The organism is Streptomyces sp. NPDC033180, assembly GCF_055577645.1.
Genome location: NZ_JBVIPU010000003.1, coordinates 14574 through 36642 on the forward strand (window position 1 = coordinate 14574; position 22069 = coordinate 36642).

Consider the following 22069-nt stretch of genomic DNA (forward strand, 5'->3'; position numbering starts at 1 on the left):
TTGCACGGGGGCGCACTGCCCCGGCCTCGGGAGAGGCGATTTTCGGCCAAATCGGCGGATGGCGCTCGCGCGATGGAACCGCAAAAGGCAACACACAGTCCGGGAGGCGGCGTTCGCCCCCCGGACTGGTCCGCCGCCCGCGGGGATGGAGGCGGCGGTGTCCCCCAGCCCACTGACTCCAGCGCAGCGGGCCGACCCACGCACCGTCAATGGAAGCGCTCCCCTTATGGCCGGTGAAGAGCGCACACGCAGGCGCACGGCCACACACCCGGAGCACACCCCGCCACTCCCCCGCTCCCCTACCGACAACAATCTCGCCATACGGAACTGCGCCTCTTAACGCTTGGGATTCGGCGAACTACGCTGTGTGTGCTGATGTTTTCGCGGAGGCATATACCTGGGGGCTCGGCCAAATGCTCTTGCGGCCGAGGGCCCGGGCCACGGTGGTCGTAGTCGCGGACGCCGCTGCCCCTGGGGGAACGCAGCACGAATGCCGCGCGGTCAAGCCATCGCACGGCAGCCGTCTGTGTCGAGGGGTGGCGCATGTCCAGGGAGCAACGCGGGCCGAACGAAAAACTCGGCACCGTTCTCGCCCTCGCGGGAATCAGCAATGCGGGACTCGCCCGCCGGGTCAACGACCTCGGCGCCCAACGCGGGTTGACGCTTCGATACGACAAGACATCGGTGGCCCGGTGGGTGTCCAAGGGCATGGTGCCGCAGGGCGCCGCCCCGCACCTCATCGCCGCGGCCATCGGGCAGAAGCTCGGCCGCCCCGTTCCGCTGCACGAGATCGGGCTCGCGGACGCCGATCCCGCGCCTGAGGTGGGCCTGGCCTTCCCGCGCGACGTGGGCGCCGCGGTGAAGTCGGCGACCGAGCTCTACCGCCTCGATCTGGCGGGCAGGCGCGCGGGCAGCGGCGGCATCTGGCAGTCCCTGGCCGGCTCCTTCGCGGTGAGCGCGTACGCGACGCCGGCCTCGCGCTGGCTGATAACCCCGGCCGACAGCTCGGTCGCCCGCGACGTCATCCTGGATGAGCCCCGCGAGTTGGGGCACCCCGCTGACGGCGCCGACAGCGCGAACAGCGGGCATCCGATGAAGGTCGGCCACAGCGACGTGGTGAAGCTGCGGGAGGCCGCCGAGGACGCCCGACGCTGGGACTCCAAGTACGGGGGCGGCGACTGGCGTTCGTCGATGGTCCCGGAGTGCCTCCGGGTCGAGGCCGCTCCCCTGCTGCTCGGTTCGTACTCGGACGAGGTGGGCCGCTCGCTCTTCGGTGCGTCGGCCGAACTGACCCGCCTGGCCGGGTGGATGGCCTTCGACACCGGCCAGCAGGAGGCCGCCCAGCGCTACTACATCCAGGCCCTGCGCCTGGCCCGCGCGGCGGCCGACGTCCCCTTAGGGGGCTACGTCCTTGCCTCCATGTCCCTCCAGGCGACCTACCGCGGCTTCGGCGACGAGGGCGTCGACCTCGCGCAGGCGGCCCTGGAGCGCAACCGCGGGCTCGCCACCGCGCGCACGATGAGCTTCTTCCGCCTCGTCGAGGCACGCGCACACGCGCGCGCCAATGACGCGCCGGCGGCGGGAGCGGCACTCCGGGCGGCCGAGGGCTGGCTGGAGCGGGCCAGGGACGGCGACAACGACCCCTCATGGCTCGGTTTCTACGGATACGACCGCTTCGCGGCGGACGCCGCCGAGTGCTACCGCGACCTGAAGGCGCCCCGCCAGGTGCGGCGCTTCACGGAGCAGGCGCTCAAGCGGCCTACGGAGGAGTTCGTCCGCTCGCACGGCCTGCGGCTCGTGGTGTCGGCGGTCGCCGAGCTGGAGTCGGGGAACCTGGACGCGGCCTGCGAGCAGGGCACGCGCGCCCTGGAGGTCGCCGGACGCATCTCGTCCGCGCGGACCACGGAGTACGTGAAGGACCTGCTGCACCGCCTGGAGCCGTACGGGGACGAGCCACGGGTGGTGGAGCTGCGGGAGCGGGCCAGGCCACTGCTCGTGGCCCCCGCGTAGTCCGCCCCCCATGCACCGCGGGAACCCGTGCACCGCCGGATCGGCAACAGCATTTACGCCCCCTGTAACCCTGTGGTCCTCACCGGGTTTGAGGGCGTTGTCAGTGGCGCAGTGCACTATCGGGGTGGGAGGTGATGCGGGATGGTCCGGGCGGTGGCGTACGACTGCGATGTGCTGGTGATCGGCGGCGGGATCGTCGGTCTGTCGACGGCGTATGCGATCACGCGTGCCGCGCCGGGGACGCGGGTCACCGTCCTGGAGAAGGAGTCCGGCCCCGCCAGGCACCAGACGGGACGCAACAGCGGGGTGATCCACAGCGGGATCTACTACCGCCCCGGCTCCCTGAAGGCGCGGTACGCGGTGCGAGGCGCCGCCGAGATGGTCAAGTTCTGCGCGGAGTACGGCATCTCGCACGAGGTCACGGGCAAGCTGATCGTCGCCACGGAGCGCTCCGAGCTGACCCGCCTGCACGCACTCGTCCAGCGCGGCAGGGAGAACGGCATTCCGGTGCGGGAGCTCGGCCCCGCCCAGATCGCGGAGTACGAACCGGAGGTGCGGGGGCTCGCCGCGATCCAGGTCGGCACGACGGGGATCTGTGACTACGGCTCGGTGGCGGAGCGCCTCGCGGACGCCTCCGGGGCCGATGTCCGGTACGGGGCGCAGGTCGCCCGCATCGACCGGCGCGAGTCGCTCGGGGTGGCCGTCCGCACGGCCGACGGCTCGGTGGTGCGGGGAAAGGTCCTGGTCAACTGCGCGGGGCTGCAGTGCGACCGGGTGGCGATGCTGGCCGGTGACGACCCCGGGATGCGGATCGTGCCCTTCCGGGGGGAGTACTTCGACCTGGCGCGGCCCGAGCTTGTGCGGGGCCTGGTGTATCCGGTGCCGGACCCGGCCTTCCCCTTCCTGGGGGTGCATCTGACGCGGGGCATCGGCGGCGGGGTCCACGTGGGTCCGAACGCGGTGCCGGCGCTGGCCCGCGAGGGGTATGGCTGGGGTGTGGTGCGGCCACTGGAGGTGGCGGGGACGCTGGGCTGGCCGGGGGCCTGGCGGATGGCCTCGCGGCACTGGCGGTATGGGGCGGGGGAGCTGCGGCGCTCCTTCTCCAAGGAGGCGTTCACCTCGGCGGTGCGGAGGCTGCTGCCCGCCGTGACCTCGGATGATCTTGTGCCGGTGGCGGCGGGGGTGCGGGCGCAGGCCGTCTTGCGTGACGGGACGCTGGTGGACGACTTCCTCATCCGGGAGGGGGCACGGGCGGTGCACGTCCTGAACGCGCCCTCGCCTGCGGCGACGGCTTCTCTCCCTATCGGGCGGGCCGTGGCCCGGCGGGTGCTGGCGCTGCTGTAAGGCGGTCCCTGCGGGGCTTTCCCCGATCCCACCCCTTCCCGAACCATGGGGCTCCGCCCCCTGGGCCCCCGACAAGATGGCCTCAAACGCCGGCCGGGCTGACTGGGTTCAGCCCGCCCGGCGTTTGAGGACGGACTCGGCGGAGCCGGTGATGACGGCAACCAAGGCTCTCGCGCCAGAGCGACCCGCGGCGGAGCCGCAAACGTCACAGTCGGGAAGGGGTGGGGCTGGGGACTAAAATCACCCCCACTGTGCCTGAGTCGAACACCTCCCCCGAGCGCCCCCAAGCCCCCCGCCCGAAGGGCGAGCCCCGCTTCCCCGACGGCCCCGCCCCGGACCCCGCGGGCTCACACTTCGAGCGGCGGATCCGCAGCTTCCAGCCCCGCAGGAGCCGGGTGACCACAGGGCAGGCGGACGCCCTCCAGCGGCTGTGGCCCAAGTGGGGCCTGGACATCGACGGGCAGCGCACGCTCGACCTCGCCGAGCTCTTCGGCGCCGAACTCCCCGTCGTACTGGAGATCGGCTTCGGCATGGGCGAGGCCACCGCCCAGATGGCAGCGGACGACCCGGACACCGGCATCCTCGCCGTGGACGTGCACACCCCGGGCCAGGGAAACCTCCTCGGCCTCGCCGAGCGGAACGACCTCACCAACATCCGCGTCGCGAACGGCGACGCCGTCATCCTGCTCCGCGAAATGCTCACGCCCGCCTCCCTCGACGGCCTCCGCGTCTACTTCCCCGACCCCTGGCCCAAGGCCCGCCACCACAAGCGCCGCATCATCCAGCCCGACTTCCTCGACCTCGCCGCGCCCCGCCTCAGGCCCGGCGCCGTGCTGCACTGCGCGACCGACTGGGAGCCGTACGCCGAGCAGATGCTGGAGGTGCTCACCGCGCATCCCGCGTTCGAGAACACCCAGGCCGACGGCGGGTACGCGCCCCGCCCCTCGTTCCGGCCCCTCACCCGGTTCGAGGGCCAGGGTCTGGACAAGGGGCACATCGTCCACGACCTGCTGTTCCGCCGGACATCCGGCCAGAAGGAACCCGATACCAGCCACGAGGTCTGAGACAACGGCCACGCGGCCCGAGACACCGTCGCGGCCCACCCCCGTCCCTCGTTAGGGTCAACGGGTGGCCACCCCTTCTCCGCACCCGCACCCGATGCCCCCCGCAGGGCCCGCCGGGCTGCGGCACGCGCGCTGGTGGCAGCGGCGGGCGATACGCGCGGCCGCCCTGGTCACGCTGCTCGCCCTGTCGGGCCTGGTGATCCTGGCCCTGGTCAGGGAACAGACCGGCACCGAGGGCTTCCTGGTCGGGCTCGGCCTCGCGACGCTGCCCGTGCCGCTCCTGGTGGCCGCCTTCCGCTGGCTGCAGCGGGTCCAGCCGGGCCCCTGGCGGAATCTGCTGTTCGCCTTCGCCTGGGGAGCTTGTGCCGCCGCCCTCATAGCCATCGTCGCGAACAGCTTCGCGACCCGCTGGATAGCCACCGCCACGGCCGACCCCACCAGCGCCGACAACCTCGGCGCGACGGTCATAGCCCCGATCGTCGAGGAGAGCGCGAAAGCCGTGGCCGTACTGCTCGTCTTCCTCTTCCGCAGACGCGAGTTCACCGGCATCGTCGACGGCGTCGTGATCGCCGGGGTGACCGCCACCGGCTTCGCCTTCACCGAGAACATCCTCTACCTCGGCAGCGCCTTCGGCACCGACCAGCTCAACGGCGGCACCGGCCTCGCGTCCGTGACGGCGGCGACCTTCTTCGTGCGCGTCGTGATGTCCCCCTTCGCCCACCCGCTCTTCACCGTCCTCACCGGCATCGGCTTCGGCATCGCCGCCCTCAGCGCCGACCGGCAGAACTGGCGGCGCGTCCTGCTCCCGCTCGGCGGACTGCTCCTCGCGATGGGCCTGCACGCCCTGTGGAACGGCTCGGCCGGCTTCGGGGACTACGGCTTCTTCGCCGTGTACGCGACGTTCATGCTGCCCGCGTTCGGACTGCTCACCTGGCTGGTGATCTGGATCAGGCAGCGCGGCCTGCGCATCGTGCGCGCCGAACTGCCTGCGTACGCGATCGCGGGCTGGCTCACCGCGCCCGAGCCGTTCGCGCTCTCCACGATGCGCGCCCGCACGCTGGCCCGCGACTACGCCTCGTACACCCAGGGCAAGGCCGCGGCGCGCACGGTCGCCCAGTACGAGACGTACGCGACGTCTCTCGCACTCCTGCGCCACCGGGGGCGCCGGGGCCGCGCGGGCGCCGACTTCGTCGTACGGGAGCGGGAGTTGCTGCACGCGCTGTGGGAGCGCCGCGAGGCCGCGCGGCCCGCCCTGGCCTACGCGGCGCAGGCGGCGGCACCGGTGCTCGTACCGATGCCGCCGCCCTACGGGTACCGGCAGCCGTACCCGCACCCCCAGCCGCAGCCCTATCCGCAGCAGCACCCTTACGGGTATCCCTACGCCCAGCCGGCGATGCCCTACCCGGCGTACAACCCCTACCGCGGTTAGGCGGAAGCCGCCGTCAGGGCCGACACCTCGGCCTCCGTCAGTTCGAGCTCCCCCACCGCGAGCAGCGCGGGCAGCTGCTCGACCGTACGGGCCGACGCGATCGGCGCCGCCACCGTCGGCTGCGCCGCGAGCCACGCGAGGGCCACGGTCGCGAGCTCGGCGCCGCGTGCCTGGGCGACCTCGTCAAGGGCGGCGAGCACACGCAGGCCACGGTCGGTGTCCAGGTGCTTGCCCGCGCCCTCGGCCCGCGCGCTTTCGACCTGCGCACCCGGGCGGTACTTGCCGGTCAGGAAGCCCGAGGCGAGCGCGTAGTACGGGACGGCGGCCAGGCCGGAGCGCGAGGCGACCTGCTCCAGCGGGCCCTCGTAGGTGGCGCGCGAGACGAGGTTGTAGTGCGGCTGAAGGACCGAGTAGCGCGCGAGGCCCTCGCGGTCGGAGAAGTCGAGGAACTCCTGGAGCCGCTCGGGGGTGACGTTCGAGGCGGCGATGGCACGCACCTTGCCGGATGTCACCAGCTCGTCGAGGGCGCCGATGATCTCCTCGACGGAGACGGTCGGGTCGTCGTAGTGCGTGTAGAAGAGGTCGATGTAGTCGGTGCGCAGGCGGCGCAGCGACTCCTCGACACCGGACTTGATGGTGTTCGCGGACAGGCCGCTGAAGTCGGCGTGTGCGCCGACCTTGGTGGCGAGCACGACGTCGGAGCGGTTGCCGCGCGCGGCGAGCCAGTTGCCGATGACCGTCTCGGACTCGCCGCCCTTGTTGCCGGGCACCCAGGCCGAGTAGACGTCGGCGGTGTCGATGAAGTTGCCGCCCGCGGCGGTGTAGGCGTCGAGCACGGAGAAGGACTGCGCCTCGTCGGCCGTCCAGCCGAAGACGTTGCCGCCCAGGGCGAGCGGGAAGACCTCGAGGTCGGACGAACCAAGCTTGCGGAGAGAAGTCATACGGGGCTCAACGCCCTTACGGACCGCAGCATTCCGTAGAGCGGGATGCTGATTCCATCCGCGTACGGACATCGGCCATCGGGCAGCGGACAGCGGGCATGCCCAACCGGCAGCCCTGGCGTCGGGGGGTTGTCGCCAGGACCGCCGGGGTTCTGGGTCACCTCAGAGGGACTGGCCCTTGCCGCGCAGCCACGCCGCAGGGTCGACCCCGGTGGAGTCGCCGCCCGGGTGGACCTCCAGGTGGAGGTGGGCCCCGGTGACGTTGCCGGTCGCGCCGACACGGCCGATGGTCTCGCCGGTGGTGACCTTCTGGCCCGCGCTGACGTTCATCGAGGACTGGTGGCAGAACCACAGCTCGGTGCCGTCGTCGAGTTCGAGGATCGTGCGGTAGCCGTACGCCCCCGCCCAGCCGGCCTCCTTGATGGTGCCGGAGTGGATGGCCTTGATGGGCGTGCCCGTCGGGGCCGCGAAGTCCAGGCCCGTGTGGTAGCCGGAGGACCACATGGAGCCGGGCTGACCGAAGGTACCGGTGAGCGTGTACGACGCGACGGGAAGGGTGTAGCTCTTCGCGAGCTTGGCCAGGCGCTCCGCCTCGGCCTTGCGCTTGGCCTCCGCCTCGGCCTTCTTCTTCGCGGCGGCCTTCTCGGCGGCGATCTTCTTCTCGGCCGCGGACTGCTTGGCGGCGGCCTGTTCGGCGGCCTGCTTGACGGCCGCTTCTTCGGCCGCCTTCTGGACCGCGTCGTCCGCCTGGTCCTGCTGGTTCTCGGCCTGCTCCATGATGCGGGCGCGCAGTGCCTCGCCCGCGTCCGTGGTGCCCTGCTCGGCGTCGGTGGTGCTGACACCGGCGGCGCTCAGGGGCGCGGCGGCCACCGTCACGCCGTTGTCCGCGGCGGCGGAGTCGTTCGAGTCGTCGGATATCAAGGACCCCACGCCCGGAAGCGACTTGGCCTCCGGCAGCTGGTCCGTGACGGCCGACAGGTCCGGCATCTCGATGGCCACCGGGGGCTTGCCGCCCTGCGCGGTGGCGATGCCGCCCGCGCCGACGGCGGCGATGACGCCTACGCCCAGAACCGTGGAGCTGCGGGCGAGCCCGCCGCCACCCCGCTTGTGCACGCGGTGCCTGCCGCGGACGGGACGGATGGACTCCTCGGTGGGATTCCATTCCTCCCAGGAAGATTCATCGTCGTACCCACCGAAATCGTCGTCGTTCGGTACGTACACGCCTTGGGGGGCAGGGCGGTTGGACGCCACTGGGGCGCACTCCTTTCCTTCCTTCTCGCCTACCGGGTTAGCTGACGGGTTCGGAGCAGGAAGGTCTCCTACGAACATCTGGCACGGATGCACAGATGCCCGATTCACCCCAATTAGTGGTTCCCCGGCTCCCTTTCGGGATTAGGCGCGTGCGCGCGGAGCCGACTCGAGTGACGGCTGGGACGACCGCGCTGCGTTATCGAACGTTAATAGACAGCGGGGTCGTATTCCAAGCTGTTCCGACTGATCGTTAACGACTTTGGCCCGTACTTATCGGGACACCGGGGTCTGGAACGGGGCGAGTTGACCCCACTTCTTCACACACCGGAGCTTCACATCGCCTTGACAGTACGTCAGTTGTTATGCGGAGTGGGGTCTTTCAGTCACGGCCGGTGACATCGGCCGCCGCACCGACGCCGGCATCGCCCGTCACCGACGGCCGCCGCACCGCGAGCAGCGCCATGTCGTCGGTCCCCCGGCCCCCGGTGTGCCGCCGCACTTCCTCGACGAGCGTCGCCAGGAGCGCGTCGGGGCCGTGGGGCCCTGGGAAGATCCGGCCGCCGAGCCGGGCGGCCGGGTTGTAGAACTCGCCCCGGATGTCACGCGCCTCGGAGAGCCCGTCGGTGTAGAGCAGCAGCATCGCCCCCGGCGGGAACTCCGCCTCGTCCGCGCGGTCCGGCCAGGCGCCCAGTTCACCCATCCCGAGCGGCAGCGCGGGCTCGGTGGCGGACAGGACGCACAGCCGACCGTCGCCGCGCAGGAGCAGCGGCCCCGGGTGCCCACGGTTGATCAGACGCACCGGACCGTCACCGTGCGGGATCTCCGCGAGGACAGCGGTGGTGAACCCCTCGAAGGCGTCGAGCCCGTCGCGCCGCGTGCCCTCGCGCGCAAGGGCACGCTCCAGGCGCTGCGCCACGGCCTCCAGCGTGACCTCCTGCTCAGCGGCCTCCCGGAACGCCCCGATCACGACGGCGACGGCCGCCACCGCGCCCATCCCCTTCCCCCGGACGTCGCCGACGATGACGCGTACGCCGTGCGGAGTGTCCTGCACGGCGTACAGGTCACCGCCGATGAACGCGTCGGCCTCCGCGGCCTCGTACCGCGCCGCGACATCGAGACCCCCGATCCGGGGGTCCGGCTGCGGCAGTACGGCGCGCTGGGCGGCCTCGGCGATGGAGCGGGCGGAGGCGAGCTGTTCGTCGCTGCGGCGTACGACGCGGTTGATGAGGACGGCGAGGACGACGACGGTCACCACCGTGATCAGTTCGGTGACGGCTTCCACGTCGGTGGTGGTGGCGTTCTTGAAATGCAGGGCGAGCACGGCGGCGCAGGAACCGACACCGATGAGAGCGGTGCTGATCAGCGAGTAGAAGGGCGCGGCGACGAGCGGGGCGGCGGTGAAGAGGGGCACGGCGGTGAACCGGGGAGGGGTCGACGCGTCGTAGACGATCCCGACGACGATGAGCAGCAGGGGGAGAGCCCGCACGAGCGCCCGCTCGTGCCGCACATCGGGCCCCTTGCCGCCGCCCCCGCCGCTTCCTCCTCGCTGCCCCACTCACTCAGGGTTCCCGCAGCGGCGGCGCGGGGCGACCGGTGTGGGCCGACCGGGTTACCGGCCCGGTGAAGGCGGAAAACACCGAAGGCCCGGATCCATTTCTGGATCCGGGCCTTCGGTCTTTAGTAGCGGGGACAGGATTTGAACCTGCGACCTCTGGGTTATGAGCCCAGCGAGCTACCGAGCTGCTCCACCCCGCGCCGTTGAATGCAACTCTACGCCATCAGGGGGAGTGAAAGCGAACCGGTTGAGAACCACCGGCGAACGGAGACCCCCGAAGCCCCGAAAGGCCTCCGCCCCCGCTCAGGCGTTCTCCGCGTGCGTCAGCGTCTCCCAGGCCACGAACAGGTCGTCCGTCCCCTCGGACCGCTGCCGGAGCGTGAGCCTCTCCGTTTCCGGCAGGTCCAGCTGCAGCCGCTCCCGCAGGTGGTTGAGGCCGACCTCGGTGTCGGGCCCCATGTCACGCCGCACCTTCCCGCCGCACAGCCAGTCCGGCGCCTTGGCGCCCAGCTGGTACCTGGAGTGGAATTCCAGCGCGGCCCGCAGCCGCTCCTTGACCTCGCCGTACAGATCGACGCCCTGATGCCAGGCGGTCTCGGCGATGTGCGCGGTGGCGGCGAGCGAATAACTGGCGTGCTTGAAGTTCCGGCAGGTCTCCTGGGAGAGCCCGTCGGCGAAGGTCTTCTGCCCGAACCAGTATTTCCGGAGCTTCTCCGGGGTGTTGATGGCGCTGCCCTCGGGCGAGACGGGAAGCGGGCCGTCCGACTCCAGGTAGAAGTAGGCGGGAACGCGCGACCTGAAGTGCGTCACCGCCTTCTCGAAGGACTCGTGGTCGTCGAGGAAGACCGCCATGCTGATGGTCGCGTCGGCCATCAGAAGGTCCCAGTTGCCGTTGAAGTCGGCCGCGCCCTCGCGCACTTGGGGCAGATAGGCGTTGCGCAGCATCCGCTCGAAGCGCAGCAGCTCGCCGTCGGTCCAGCCGTCGTAGGTGTAGCGCACGGCTTCGGCGGCGCGTGCCCACGAGGAGGCGGCCCAGGCCGTCTGGAGGCCCGCGTTGGCCTCCGTGTGCCGGGTGATCACCCGCGCCCAGGCGTCCATGATCTGCACGGCCTTCTCGGCGTGCACACGGTCGCCGGTGACGTTGAAGAGCAGGGCCTGGGTGTACGCGGCGATGGCGTCCTCGCGCTCTTCGACGCAGCCCCGGCCCGCGCGGGTGCCGGCAGGGCACTCGACGACGGCGTACGGCTTGGCCGTGTAGTCATCGGCGCCGTACCTGCTGTCCCGCATCCGCTCGAACGCCGTCAGCCAGGGCTGCTCGCGCGCCGCGACATGGGCGCGCACGCGGTCCAGCTGTGCCTTGCTGACGAGGACTCCAGGGTGCGCGAAGGCCAATTCGGCGGGGCGTGCCCGCTCGGTGGCCGTGCCTGTCCCGCTCCCGGCCCCACCGCAGGCCGCCGTGACGCCGAGAAGCATCGGCACGAGCACCATCGCGAGAGCCCGCCGTACGGAACCCATGCTGTACCTCCGGATCGGCCACCTGGCAGGCTCAGCGTCGCTCGGGGCTCACCGGGGCGCAAACCGAAAGCCCAGCCGGAAACCTCTCCGAGCTGGGCTTTCTCTGGAGACCGCGTGGGACTCGAACCCACAACCAATGGATTCACAGTCCTGAACGCACCGGGCCGATCGGCCTCAGCGAAAGACGAGGCGGGCCCGGCGTCTCATACGCCGCAGGCTCACTCTGCTGCGGGAAGATGCCCACGGAACCGGTCCAGTGGCGGCCTGCGGTGGGAGAATTGAGACAGACCGGCCGGTGAGGCCGGGCTTGGGAATCGCCGCCGGTGTGCGCCGGCGATCCCCAAGCGTGAGGATGTGCGGGGCTCCCTGCCGCCGCATCCTCGCAGGCCCACCCCGGAGTTGAGGGTGCGGGATCACCCCCACAGGCCGGGAGGGCGGAGGCTGGAGCCGTGTTGTCGGCGATGCGGCTCCAGCCGGGCCTCGGTGTTGTTCCGGCTCGGGGGCTGGGAGCCTGATGGGATCACGCGGTCGGTGACTGCACGTGAATCCTGCGTCCGGGATCAGGATAAGGCTCCGTGGGCAGCCGCGATAGGGGCCGTTTCAGGCAGCCCGCCCAACGCCTGTCGGTGGACGGACCAGTTGCCCTTCTGCCTTGAGGCGCGCTCTTCGACGACCGCGCGCTCGTTCTCGCGATCAGGAAACCCCGTCAGCTCTCTCCAGTGCCGGAGGCGGGCGGATCGAAACGTGTGACGTGGTCGTCGACGATGGCACGGGCCAGGCCGGTCAAGGGCGTCGCCTGGGTGTGGGCATGGGCGCGCAGCAGGGCGAGGGCCTGGCCGGTCGTGAGGGAGTGGCGGTAGCTGATCATGCCGATGGCCTGGTGGACCACGGCGTTTGCGGGCAGGAGCCAGGCGTGGACGAGCTCGTCCTCAGTCGGCACGGGTGTAGCGAGGAGCAGGAGGTCTGCGGCGTCGGCGTGGTCCTGGGCGACTTGCAGGTCGGCGTCGGAGATCGGGCCGGGCCGGTGGCGGTAGAGGGTGAGGACGAGGCCGGCCTGCCGGGACGGGTCGGCGCCGTTGAGGATCGGCAGAGCGTAGGCGGCGCGGATGTAGTGCGCCTTCGCCTGCTGGGCAAGAACAGGCCAGTGCCGGGTTGCGGCCGGGTCGTCGAGATCGTCGACCAGGACCTGAGCGCGCTGGCTCAGGGCCTGTACACACGGGCCTTCTCCGAGACTGATCTGCAGCTCCTCGCCCTTGCGGGCCAGCGGCCCGACCGCGCAGAGCGAAACCCGCTGCGCCAGGGCGGCATCGACAGCCAGTGTGAGCCCCACGGAGTACGCGCTGTGCAGGGCCCTCCGGCACGCCTCGCCGATGCGCAATCCGGGTTCGGCGTCATCACCGGTGTAGCGGGCGGCGAGGGCCACGGCCTCCCGCCGGGCGGCCGTCATCGAAGACTCGGTGCGCGAGCAGGCAGGCAGGCGATGTTGAAGTGCGCGGTCATGGTGGCGTCCGAACTCCGGCATTCACCGCCGACGCTGCCCGGATCGGAAGCCAATGTCAGGGTGAGGTGGGCGAGCGGTGTCGCCTGCGGGCAGCCTGTGTCTCCACCGTACGCCTCGCCTCGCGTTCAACGGCGTCCACACGGTCGCTTGCGCGCTCCCTCCAGAAGCTTGTGGAGGCACTCGGCCGGCTCGCCGACCTCGGCACCAATACGTCGAGAAGACCCTCCGCAGCCAAAAAGCTCCCTAGACTGGAGGCGTCGTCAGTGCGTCCTCCGCGCCGCGGAGGCCCCCTCCTGAGGCAGTCACGGGAGGTGAGAGCAGTGGGCACCGAAAGTGACCTGCCACACGTGTTGCGGGCCCTGCGCCCCTCCCACGGAGAGCCGGGCCTGATCGGCGCCGACCCGAAACTGTGTGCCCAGGCCCTGCTCGTGGACGGCATCGCCGTCTCCGCGACGATCGACGGCGGCCTGAGTGAACTGCTGTGGTCCACGCCAGGCGCCAGCGTCCGGCTGGAAGACCTGCAGTTCACGGTGGGACAGGGACCGGCACTCGAAGTGGCCGCCATGTGCAGGCCCGTCCTGGTGGCAGACGTGGCATGCCTGCCGATGGACCGGTGGCCCGCTCTGCTGCCCGAGGTCACGGAGCTGGGTGTCGGCGCGATCTTCTGCTTTCCGCTGGCCATCGGGTCTGCCTGTCTGGGCACGATGACCCTGCAGCGCTCGGCACCTGGCCCGCTGCCGGACGCCACGTCGACCGACGTCTGGCTCGTGGCCAACGCTTTGATCGCCGTCCTGCTGGACAGCGATCCGCAACAAGAGGCCCTTGCCAGCGCTGCTGACTCCTCGGACTTCTACCGGGCCGCCGTCCACCAGGCCAGCGGAATGATCAGCGTCCAGGCCGGGGTCTCGCTCGCCCAAGCTCTCCTGCGGCTGCGCGCCCACGCCTACCGGCACGGGCAGCCCTTGCTGGAGGTAGCCGAGGACGTAGTAGCCAGGCGGCTGGCCTTCCACAATGATGAAAACGGGCCGGACAATCCTGCCGGTGAAGGGACTGAAGGGCCATGACCCGCGAAGAACAACTACTGGCAGCCATGGTCGATGCCGTGGACACCCTCGTCGACGACTTCGACCTGATCGACTTCCTGCACAAGCTGTGCGACCGCTGCAACGAGCTGCTCGACGTCTCCGCCGTCGGAGTCATGCTCGCCGACCCCAACGGCGGTCTGCAACTGATCGCCGCATCGGACGAGCACACCCGGCTGCTGGAACTCTTCGCCCTCCAGGCCGACCAGGGGCCCTGCGTGGAGTGCCACCGCGATGGCACCGCCCGCTTCAACATCTCCCTGAAGTCCCCTGCGGAGACTGCCTCCTTCCCGCTCTTCGCCGAGCGTGCCCGCCAGGCGGGATTCGCCACCAGCCACGCCCTGCCGATGCGCCTGCGCCGGAAGGCCGTGGGCGCGATGAACCTCTTCGACTCCCGTGACCAGAAACTCAGCGACGGTGACGCGCGGGTGGCGCAAGCACTGGCGGACGTGGCCACCATCGCCATCCTGCAACACCGCACCGTCGTCCACGCCAACATCGAGCGCGCCCAGCTACGGGCCGCGCTCTCCAGCCGCATCGTCATCGAGCAGGCCAAGGGCATCCTGGCCGAACGCTGGCAGGCCACCCTCGACGAGGCATTCGATGCCCTGCGCCACCACGCCCGCGCCCACCAGCAGAGCCTGGCCGAGCTCTGCAGGCAACTCATCGACGGCTCCATCGACTCCTCTGCCGTGCAACGCCCCTGACCAACCCTGACCGCGCACCCGGCCAGGTACCCGCCCCAGCCCCCGGCGGAAGGACGTGTCTCTCCCGCCGCCTGCCTCGCCATAGGGACACCTCGTGAACCAGGACCACCACGCCGCGGCCTGGCAGCGCATCAGCACCGCTGCCCACACCGGTGGCGTCACGCTCACTGTCGCCTGCACGGCCTGCGCCGACGACGTGGAAGCCGACTTCGCCGGAGCCACCCTCGTCGTCGCCGGAGAACTACGCCTGCTGGCCACCGCCACCGACGAGCGCGCCCGTAGCGTGGAAGACGCCCAGCTGATCACCGGCGAAGGACCATGCACCGACGCCTACACCCGCCGCGCCCCCGTCGACACCGCGGACATGCACCAAGCGGCCGACCGCTGGCCCGCCTATGCCCCCGTGGCCGGCGAACACGGCGTCCGCAGCGTTCTGGCGCTCCCCCTGACGATCGGCGCCCTCGCCATCGGCGCCATGGATCTCTACCGCCTCGAGCCCATCCCGTTCAGCCCCGCCCAGAAGGAGCGGGCCAGTGCCTACGCCCGCATTCTGGCCCTGCTCGCCCTCGAAGAGCACCCCCACCTGCTCGCCAGCCATTCCCGGCCCACCCAGCGCGGACCACAGGGCTACCCCCCTACCGTCCACATGGCCGCCGGTGTCCTCGCAGCCAAGGACGGGCTCACCCCCGAAGACGCCCTGGCCCGCCTGCGCGCCCACGCCTTCAGCCACAACCAGCCCCTGCTGCACACGGCGGAACAGGTCATCAACACCCACCAACTCGACTAGGGATGCGTGCGCAGATGACTACCGATGCTGTCGTACGGTCCACGACACAGCGCCCGAGCCGGCCGAAGCCGACTCGGGCGCTGCGTAGCAGGTCAGAGGGGGTTTCCCCTCCCCCGCTCTCGGTAGACCGTGTGGGACTCGAACCCACAACCAATGGATTAAAAGTCTCCGGAGAGCCCGAAACGATCACTGTCAGGCCATCCCGGATCATGCCGCCGAGTGCCGCATTACAGAGAAAACACCAGGTCAGAATCTGTTCTAGCGTGCTGGCCCATGCCGTCTGATCCGCGCTCGCACGGCCCGTTCCGAAGCATCCGGGCCAGCAGCGGGCCAGCAAAAAGGCCCCGCCACCTGCGATGACGGAACCTGTTCGCCGACCACGCTACGCCGCTGGCTCCTCCGGGGCACGCCTCCGGCACGCGGCACGGCCGCCGCCGCACGCTCGGTCTAGCCCTGCTCGTACTCCTCGAACAGCTCCATGTACGTGTCTGACGTCAGCGCGATGGTGGAGTGACGCAGCTTCTTCTTGGCGTCGTGCAAGTCGCCGCCGCCTGCCTTCACGAGCCCCGCCGCGCTGTGACGGGTGTCCCGGAGGTTGACCGGCGGGAGATCCGCCGTTCTCACGATCCTGTCGAACTCCCGGCTCACGACGTCCGGGTGAAGCCAACTACCGTCCTCGGCGGTGAACACCTTCCCCGTGTCCACCCAGTCGGGCACCTTCTTACCCGCTTCCCGCTCCTCACCACGACGCAAGCCGTGGTGAGTGATCAGGTGGTAGAGGGCGTACAGCCGGTGCCCCTCGGCCGCATCCAGGAACTGGCAGGTACGCGAACTAGACATATCCAGGTTCAGATGATTCCACCCTGAGTTACACACTGGGGCCATCCGCGTCTGGGTCGCCATCAGGAAGTTGGCGATATTCAGGGTCCGCCCCTAGAGCCAAAGCAGAATTTGGCCCCGCATCGTCTGGCAAACCCTGAACCACAGCAATCAGGTTCGTGATGGAATCAGGTAATCTTTTTGGATTGAACATCAGCGCACCTTGAATCCCCTGCAAAGCCGTCTTCAGGCGACTGTCATTAGCATTCCCCGCCGTTTCGATCAGATGGCTCAAATGGGCGTGGATTGTTTCGTTTTGAGGCAGCTCATAGACGTGCGCCTTTCGGGATGCCATGGCCACCAAGACATAAATTAGCTCATCAACTCCAGAATCTATCCGCCTCCTCAGACGGTCGTCCCCCCAAACCACGTAACGAGCCATCCAGTCAGACAACGTTACGAGCCAGTCACGCGCCTGCCGCCGAGCCTCGATCATTTCTTCCGATACCGCGGCAACGAAGTCACGAGACCCGTCGGCCACAGCAGTGATTCCGGCCCCCACGACCCCCAGCGTCAGGGAGTCGAGCACGTTGTTGTGAAATCCCACATATGAAACCAAAGAGGAAGCGGCGCCACCGGAAATGCTGCGGATCACGAGTTGCAGTACTCGGTGGTGCTGGCGCATTCGAGGCTCTGATTGGTCATGATGGATTTCATTGACCATTTCATCACGGAGACTGTTCTGCTCTTCCACTAGAGCAGAATCCAGTAGCAGCCCATGCGTGGCTGCAGCAACACGTATCGCGAACTCGTGCGACGGGTATTCGCCACCCTCGAACTCGGCATACTGCAGCGCCTCGCGCCCCTCAGGGGTATCCGCGACTTTCCTCGACCAGTCATACAGCCGACGATAAAAGCTGCTCCGCCATCTACCCCGATGTTCGGGATACCTCACTCCGTGAGTAACACTTTCGCGAAACCAACGACGGAATCGGCTAACACGCCCCCCGAGCGGCTCCATTGGAAGCGGCGTACGAGACATCACGTCGCACAGCGTCAGGGCAGCTTCATTAAGTCGAGTTGAGACGATGTCTATATTTGGCCACATCAAGGCCCGCACTACCGCTTGGTACCGCAGGTACGCAAACCAGCGCCGCTGGCTGATGATCCGCTTGCCGCGCTTAGCGCCTTGGTAGGTGCCCGCAGCGCCTCGCAATGCCCCGCCTACCTCTGCCACGGCTTCGATGCTACCCATCCGCTCACACCGACAAGCTCATTTGCAGAACAGTGGGGCCCTACTTCAGCAAGGAAGAGATATCGCCTTTATTGTGCCAATTACCATTTAAGTAGCATAAAGCTCCTGCCCAGATTAACCGAACTCTCTGATTCGATCACAGAAAGAGCGTGCCTTGCCCATTGATCCGGGCATGGTCGACCCCTTCGCCGAGCGCACGCGCGACCCGCACGCCGAGGCCGAGGGGCGGCTGCTGCGCATGATCGCCCGGCAACTCGCTGAGGGTCGACGCTCCAGGGTGGGCCGAGGGAAAGCGCGCCACCGTCCAGTCGTTGCGCCGCCCCTCACGGGGCGTGGTCGACGAGTTGGGCCGCACCGGCCGCAAGCAGGAGGTGGCGGGGATGGCGGGGAGCATTGCGCCGACCGCGTCCACACCGGAGATCCCGCCCTGCACGACCGACTCACCGAGCTCTAGAACGCCCCACGCTCAGCCGCGTAAGCGATTACTCGGGCCGATGGCCCCGTCACCCCACCGGGGCCTGCGGTGCATGACATCAGGCGAGCAGCCGCTCAGGGGTCACCAGGCGTGCCCGCTCGTACAGGGCGCGGGCGTGATGGTTCTTGAGGTACGGGCGAATGCGCCGGTACATCGTGTTCATGCGGGTGTCGCACTGCCCGGATTCCACGTGCGGGTAAATCTCCACGACCTTGCCCCACGTGTCGCATGCCGCTTCGAGGTGTCCGAGTTCGAGTTGGCGCTCAGCCTGGATGGACAGGAAGCGGACGCGGTTGCGGCGGAAGGTGTGATGCCGGAGGTTGTCCGACTCCTGTAGCGACTCGATCGACCCCTTCACGTCGCCGAGTTCGTACCGGATCTGCCCGACGTGGTACAGGAGCGACGACGGGTTGTACGAGGCGAAAGTCGTAGCGCGGGACTCGGCTTTCTCCATGGCTGTCTCGGCTTCCCGCAGGTACAGCAGCGCGTTGTTCCGGTCACCAATCTGCGCGGACGCGTGGGCCTGTTGCCCGGCGAGGAAGGCGCGCATCCGGGGGCCCGCTTGTGGTGATGCTGCTGCGGCGGAGTCGGCGAGGCGCATGGCTGTCTGTCCGTGGCCGAGGTCGACCGCCTGAACGCTCATGCCCCGCAACGTGGTGCAGTAGGTGAGGTGGTCCTTTGCGGCTCCGGCCAGTTCCAACGCCTTGAGGTAGTAGCCCTGTGCGAGGCCGTGCAAGCCCTCATCCACGGCCATGTAGCCCGTGAGGTAGCAGAGATCGGAAGCGGCGGATTTCATCGCGTCCCGCACGTGCTCGGGCCCGTCGGCCAGGAGCGCGGGCGCGACCGTGTTGACGAGAAATGCGGCGGCCATGGGGCGCGCGTAGCGACCGCCGAACTCGTCGTCCAAGTCAGAAACGCGCTCGGTCATGGCGATGACCATGTCGACGTCGCTCATGCCGATGCGTTGAGTTCGGCCCATCGTGACCGCTTCGGCACGTCCGATCACGTCCGGCCATCCGGGGATGGTGAGCGCGACAGAGAAGAGACTGGCCCCGAGAACGCTCCGTCGGGACGGGTCCATGTCCTGCCTCCCAAGCTCGATCAGCCCTTCCACCGTAAGCGGCGGTCGTTGCTCTTGATCGGCTGGAGTTGGGAAACCCGCCTCTGCATGGGTCACGGGGCGTCGCAGGCGGCGCGCGAACGCCTCGACGACGAATCGGCGCACGGCCGCGCTGCGGGGCGTCGTTCCGCCTAACCAGTGGTGGACCGCCGAGCCGTTGTACTTGAGCGGTGTCCCATCTTCTGCCCCAACCCGGTTCACGGCACGGGCGCACTGACTCAGGGTCCAGCCGCTTTCTGCGAACAGGCGTTGCAGGGGCTCATTCGGCATAGCTGATCAACTCCCCGCGCCCGTAGGCGCTTTAAACGCTCTAAAGCCGCCGCTCTGCGCCAACGGTACCGCCGCGCGTAGCCGTGCGGTTGCTTAGAGCCAGGAGAGATCGCCGCCAAGGTACAAGGAATCCGCATGGTCACGGAGGACGAAGCGACACGGCTCGAATCCGGGGTCGGCGACGAGAGACACCCGGATGCGGAACGACAGCCGGCCAAGGCAGATCAGCCGATGAGCGAGGCTCACCCGGACCTGTGGGCCAAGGTCGAGTCGGCCAACGCGCGAAGCTGCGGAGTGCTGTCATGACGCGCCGAACCCTGGGGCGCTGGACCATCAGGCCGCACCGTGACGTTGATGCGCCGCCCACGACGTATGCCTTCCGGTGTCTCACACGGGACGAGGACGGCAAGCCTTGCGGGGCGGAGTCGCAGGAGTCCGAGAACTTCGCTGTGGCGTGCGACTGGACGTTCGACCACATGCGAGAACGCCCCAACCACATCAGGTACGCGGAGGTCCTCCAACGGCCGTGGGTGATGTGGAGAGGTGGCGCAGCGTGATCGCGCTCCCGTCGGGCGTCTTGCACCCCGACGTAACCGGCACACCTGCCCCGGCCAGGACCGACGACGGCAACCACTGGATCACCGGGTCTTGCTGGGGCTGGTGCGGGAGGAGCGAGGCCCGAGTCTTGTGGTTGGGCCCCGCGCAGACGACTGGGCACGTCATCGCTGATCTCTATTTCTGCGGGCCGTGCGTCGATCGGCTGCACCACCGCATCGTGCTGAACGCGCGCGGAGCGGTGCCGCCGTCACGGCCGCTTCCCGCCGATCGCCTGCCGCAGCGCACCGGACCACGCCACCGAGCCCCTCGGCGCCGTTGGGTGTAACCCCCATAGCCCCGTCCTGGTCGTGTTGTCCCCACGGGCGACCAGGGCGGGCCCAGCAAGACCCGTGATCTCCCCGCTACCGATCGGGCTGGCGAGGGCAACTGACCCCCCGACCGGTGGCGGGCTACCACGCCCGATGCCAGACCGACGGAGGACGAGCCATGTGCGGTGACCGGCACACGGACACCCAAAGCAAGACCGATGCGCGCGAGCCCGCCCCCGCGGTGGAGCCGTGGGGCGTGCCTCGCCAAGGGGCAGTGCTGCCCCCGCGGCAGCACTGCCACCGATAAGCCCCCGTCCGGCTGCCTGCTGTGACGGTCGACAGCCGGACGGGCCACCTCCGCGGCAACCGCCGCGGGGTCTGCTTCAACCCTAGGAGAGCAACGCCATGAACGTTGACGACCTGTTCACCGGAGACCTGATCACCGGGGTTCCCGCGATGGACGCCGCGCTGATGGACAAGATGCCCGGCGGCGGCGACAACAACGGCGATCACTGCTCCACCAAGTGATCCGTCCCTGATGTGCGGCGGGGCGAGGATGATCCGGCCTCGCCCGGCCGTGCCCGTGAGAGAGGCAACCACGTGCTTTCGCTACGTCTCCGCCTGGCGGACCTTGAGACACCGAACTGGCAATGGGAAGACGGCCGCTGGGCCTGCGGGGAAAGCTGGATCGCGCCTGCGAACGTGTCGGCTCTCGTCGCCGTACTCAACAACGACGATCCGCAGCGAGTGACCCTCACGGTGCGGGAGTTCAAGGGTGACGAGGCAGAATTCGCGGCGGTCGTGATGAAGCCTGGCGAGGTCCGGCTTTCAGCGGGCCTGTTCGGCACTGCTCCGCTGTATCTCGTGGTGGTCGGCGACGTGCTGCACGCGTCGTGGGACATCGCAGACTTGCACGAGCACCTACGGCCCGACCGGCTCGTACCGCGCGCCGTAGCCCGAGCGCTGACCAGGCGGCACCGGTACACCGCCGACACCCTGTTTGAAGGGGTGCACCGACTCACTGAGCGCGCATCGGCCGTGTTCACCTCGTCGGGGCTCACCGTGATCTATCCGGAGCCTGCCGAGCATGTCTTGGAGCCCAGGCCCCTGCGCCGCGGAGTGGACCCGTTGGTTGTGTTCGACGCACTGCTGAACGAGGCCGTAGAGGAAGCCCCGGTGGCGACCGGATGCGTAGGCGTCGAACTCTCAGGCGGAGCGGACTCGGGCAACGTCGCCCTGTCCGTAGGTTCTGCCGGGTACGGCCATACCTACTGCTTCGGACTGCTCATGGGCGGAGCCATTGGCGCCCAGCAGCGCGAGCGGCGGCGGGCGCTGGTCGACCATCTCGGCTTCCGGGACACGGCTGTTCCTGCCATGCAGCATCCGCCGTTCGTGCCCGGTGGGGTGCGTGCCCTCGGCACACCCCATGACCCCGCGGGGGCGTTCTACCAAGAGGCGTTCGATGTGGTGCGTCGACAGGTGGCGGCGCGGGGCTGCGAGGTCATCTTTACCGGGACCGGTGGGGACGAGATCAACGCCTGTCACTCCCGGAGAGCAGCCGAACTCCCCGCACCCGAGCCGGTTCCCTGGCTCACGAGCCAGGGAAGGGAAGCGGTCGCCGACGTGGACGGCAACCTAGCCCCGATCCCGGTTCTGCCCCTGCCGGCCCTTATGGCGAGCGGGTTGCACAACCCTGGATATTTGCGCATTGGTGTCTGGCCCGTGAACCCGCTGGTGCACCCCCGCATCGTGCGGTTCATGGAACAGCTCCCCACAGAGCACAAGCGGGGTAAGGCCCTGTTCCGCGAGCGGCTACGGCGGGCGGGCCTACCCGAGGCCGTCGCCTCGCCCGCGGAGCCCGAGAACTTCCTGGCAGTCATGGAAGCCGGGTTGCGCACGTACGGACTCCCCATCCTGGATGGAATGTTGCGGGAATCCCTACTCGTCGACCTCGGCTACGTTGACCCCAAGGCGCTCGCTCTGGCCCGAGAGCAGGCCGAACGCGCGCCTAGAGTGCCCGATCTGCTCTGCGACACACTCGCCCTGGAAATCGGGCTGCGGGCCCTCGCATGACCAGC

Annotated in this window: 20 protein-coding genes, 1 tRNA gene and 1 riboswitch; of the genes, 11 read left to right on the forward strand and 10 right to left on the reverse strand. The window is 69.2% G+C overall.

The window, feature by feature from the left end:
* The first annotated feature begins 543 nt into the window (after positions 1-543).
* The 4 genes from ACZ5WE_RS10755 (at position 544) to ACZ5WE_RS10770 (ending at position 5847) form a co-directional block, all read left to right on the forward strand.
* Complete coding sequence (locus ACZ5WE_RS10755) at positions 544-2010, forward strand: MFS transporter (protein WP_467685230.1); 1467 nt, start codon at positions 544-546, stop codon at positions 2008-2010.
* Between the two features lie 141 nt (positions 2011-2151).
* On the forward strand, positions 2152-3354 hold the full coding sequence (gene lhgO / locus ACZ5WE_RS10760) for an L-2-hydroxyglutarate oxidase (protein ID WP_467685232.1): 1203 nt from the start codon (positions 2152-2154) through the stop codon (positions 3352-3354).
* A 251-nt stretch (positions 3355-3605) separates the two neighbouring features.
* Positions 3606-4418, forward strand: a complete 813-nt coding sequence (trmB, locus tag ACZ5WE_RS10765) for a tRNA (guanosine(46)-N7)-methyltransferase TrmB (RefSeq protein ID WP_467685234.1) — start codon at positions 3606-3608, stop codon at positions 4416-4418.
* 64 nt (positions 4419-4482) lie between these two features.
* The gene (locus ACZ5WE_RS10770) at positions 4483-5847 is read left to right on the forward strand and encodes a PrsW family intramembrane metalloprotease (protein WP_467685236.1); all 1365 of its coding nucleotides are present in this window, start codon (positions 4483-4485) and stop codon (positions 5845-5847) included.
* On the opposite strand, the gene ACZ5WE_RS10775 is transcribed toward ACZ5WE_RS10770, so the two are convergent.
* The 6 genes from ACZ5WE_RS10775 to ACZ5WE_RS10800 form a co-directional block, all read right to left on the reverse strand.
* Positions 5844-6788, reverse strand: coding sequence for an aldo/keto reductase (locus tag ACZ5WE_RS10775; RefSeq protein WP_467685238.1), 945 nt, complete (start codon positions 6786-6788; stop codon positions 5844-5846). The genes ACZ5WE_RS10770 and ACZ5WE_RS10775 overlap by 4 nt on opposite strands.
* 162 nt (positions 6789-6950) lie before the next feature.
* Positions 6951-8039: a M23 family metallopeptidase gene (locus tag ACZ5WE_RS10780; protein WP_467685240.1), complete on the reverse strand. Its 1089-nt coding sequence runs from the start codon at positions 8037-8039 to the stop codon at positions 6951-6953.
* A gap of 11 nt (positions 8040-8050) precedes the next feature.
* A riboswitch (cyclic di-AMP (ydaO/yuaA leader) is annotated at positions 8051-8197 on the reverse strand.
* 221 nt (positions 8198-8418) lie between these two features.
* Positions 8419-9594 carry a PP2C family protein-serine/threonine phosphatase gene (locus tag ACZ5WE_RS10785; protein ID WP_467685242.1) on the reverse strand — a complete coding sequence of 392 codons (1176 nt, stop codon included), beginning with the start codon at positions 9592-9594 and terminating at the stop codon, positions 8419-8421.
* Positions 9595-9720: 126 nt separating this feature from the next.
* Positions 9721-9794, reverse strand: a tRNA-Met gene (locus tag ACZ5WE_RS10790).
* 103 nt (positions 9795-9897) lie between these two features.
* A complete protein-coding gene (locus ACZ5WE_RS10795; RefSeq protein ID WP_467685244.1) occupies positions 9898-11109 on the reverse strand; it encodes an alginate lyase family protein in 1212 nt (403 codons plus the stop codon).
* A gap of 706 nt (positions 11110-11815) precedes the next feature.
* Complete coding sequence (locus ACZ5WE_RS10800) at positions 11816-12556, reverse strand: GAF and ANTAR domain-containing protein (protein WP_467685246.1); 741 nt, start codon at positions 12554-12556, stop codon at positions 11816-11818.
* Positions 12557-12930: 374 nt separating this feature from the next.
* Between ACZ5WE_RS10800 and ACZ5WE_RS10805 the strand changes: the two genes are divergently transcribed.
* From ACZ5WE_RS10805 to ACZ5WE_RS10815, 3 genes are all read left to right on the forward strand, one after another.
* On the forward strand, positions 12931-13674 hold the full coding sequence (locus ACZ5WE_RS10805; RefSeq protein WP_467685248.1) for an ANTAR domain-containing protein: 744 nt from the start codon (positions 12931-12933) through the stop codon (positions 13672-13674).
* On the forward strand, positions 13671-14399 hold the full coding sequence (locus ACZ5WE_RS10810) for an ANTAR domain-containing protein (protein WP_467685250.1): 729 nt from the start codon (positions 13671-13673) through the stop codon (positions 14397-14399). The genes ACZ5WE_RS10805 and ACZ5WE_RS10810 overlap by 4 nt, the downstream gene beginning before the upstream one ends.
* 94 nt (positions 14400-14493) lie before the next feature.
* Positions 14494-15186: a GAF and ANTAR domain-containing protein gene (locus ACZ5WE_RS10815; RefSeq protein WP_467685252.1), complete on the forward strand. Its 693-nt coding sequence runs from the start codon at positions 14494-14496 to the stop codon at positions 15184-15186.
* Positions 15187-15633: 447 nt separating this feature from the next.
* Here the strand turns inward: ACZ5WE_RS10815 and ACZ5WE_RS10820 are convergent, their stop codons facing one another.
* From ACZ5WE_RS10820 to ACZ5WE_RS10835, 4 genes are all read right to left on the reverse strand, one after another.
* On the reverse strand, positions 15634-16026 hold the full coding sequence (locus ACZ5WE_RS10820; protein ID WP_467685254.1) for a hypothetical protein: 393 nt from the start codon (positions 16024-16026) through the stop codon (positions 15634-15636).
* 28 nt (positions 16027-16054) lie between these two features.
* A complete protein-coding gene (locus ACZ5WE_RS10825) occupies positions 16055-17242 on the reverse strand; it encodes a hypothetical protein (protein WP_467685256.1) in 1188 nt (395 codons plus the stop codon).
* A gap of 154 nt (positions 17243-17396) precedes the next feature.
* Positions 17397-17693: a hypothetical protein gene (locus ACZ5WE_RS10830; protein ID WP_469157289.1), complete on the reverse strand. Its 297-nt coding sequence runs from the start codon at positions 17691-17693 to the stop codon at positions 17397-17399.
* 100 nt (positions 17694-17793) lie between these two features.
* Positions 17794-19125 (reverse strand): tetratricopeptide repeat protein, encoded by a 1332-nt coding sequence (locus tag ACZ5WE_RS10835; protein ID WP_467685260.1) that lies wholly within the window; start codon positions 19123-19125, stop codon positions 17794-17796.
* A gap of 135 nt (positions 19126-19260) precedes the next feature.
* On the opposite strand from ACZ5WE_RS10835, the gene ACZ5WE_RS10840 reads away from it, so the two are divergent.
* The 4 genes from ACZ5WE_RS10840 to ACZ5WE_RS10855 all read left to right on the forward strand — a co-directional run bounded on the left by ACZ5WE_RS10840 (position 19261) and on the right by ACZ5WE_RS10855 (position 22064).
* Positions 19261-19431, forward strand: a complete 171-nt coding sequence (locus tag ACZ5WE_RS10840; RefSeq protein ID WP_467685262.1) for a hypothetical protein — start codon at positions 19261-19263, stop codon at positions 19429-19431.
* Positions 19428-19682 (forward strand): DUF7848 domain-containing protein, encoded by a 255-nt coding sequence (locus tag ACZ5WE_RS10845; protein ID WP_467685264.1) that lies wholly within the window; start codon positions 19428-19430, stop codon positions 19680-19682. The genes ACZ5WE_RS10840 and ACZ5WE_RS10845 overlap by 4 nt, the downstream gene beginning before the upstream one ends.
* Before the next feature lie 714 nt (positions 19683-20396).
* Positions 20397-20519 carry a hypothetical protein gene (locus ACZ5WE_RS10850; RefSeq protein WP_365824858.1) on the forward strand — a complete coding sequence of 41 codons (123 nt, stop codon included), beginning with the start codon at positions 20397-20399 and terminating at the stop codon, positions 20517-20519.
* Between the two features lie 12 nt (positions 20520-20531).
* Positions 20532-22064, forward strand: a complete 1533-nt coding sequence (locus ACZ5WE_RS10855) for an asparagine synthase-related protein (RefSeq protein ID WP_467685266.1) — start codon at positions 20532-20534, stop codon at positions 22062-22064.
* Positions 22065-22069 lie beyond the last annotated feature (5 nt).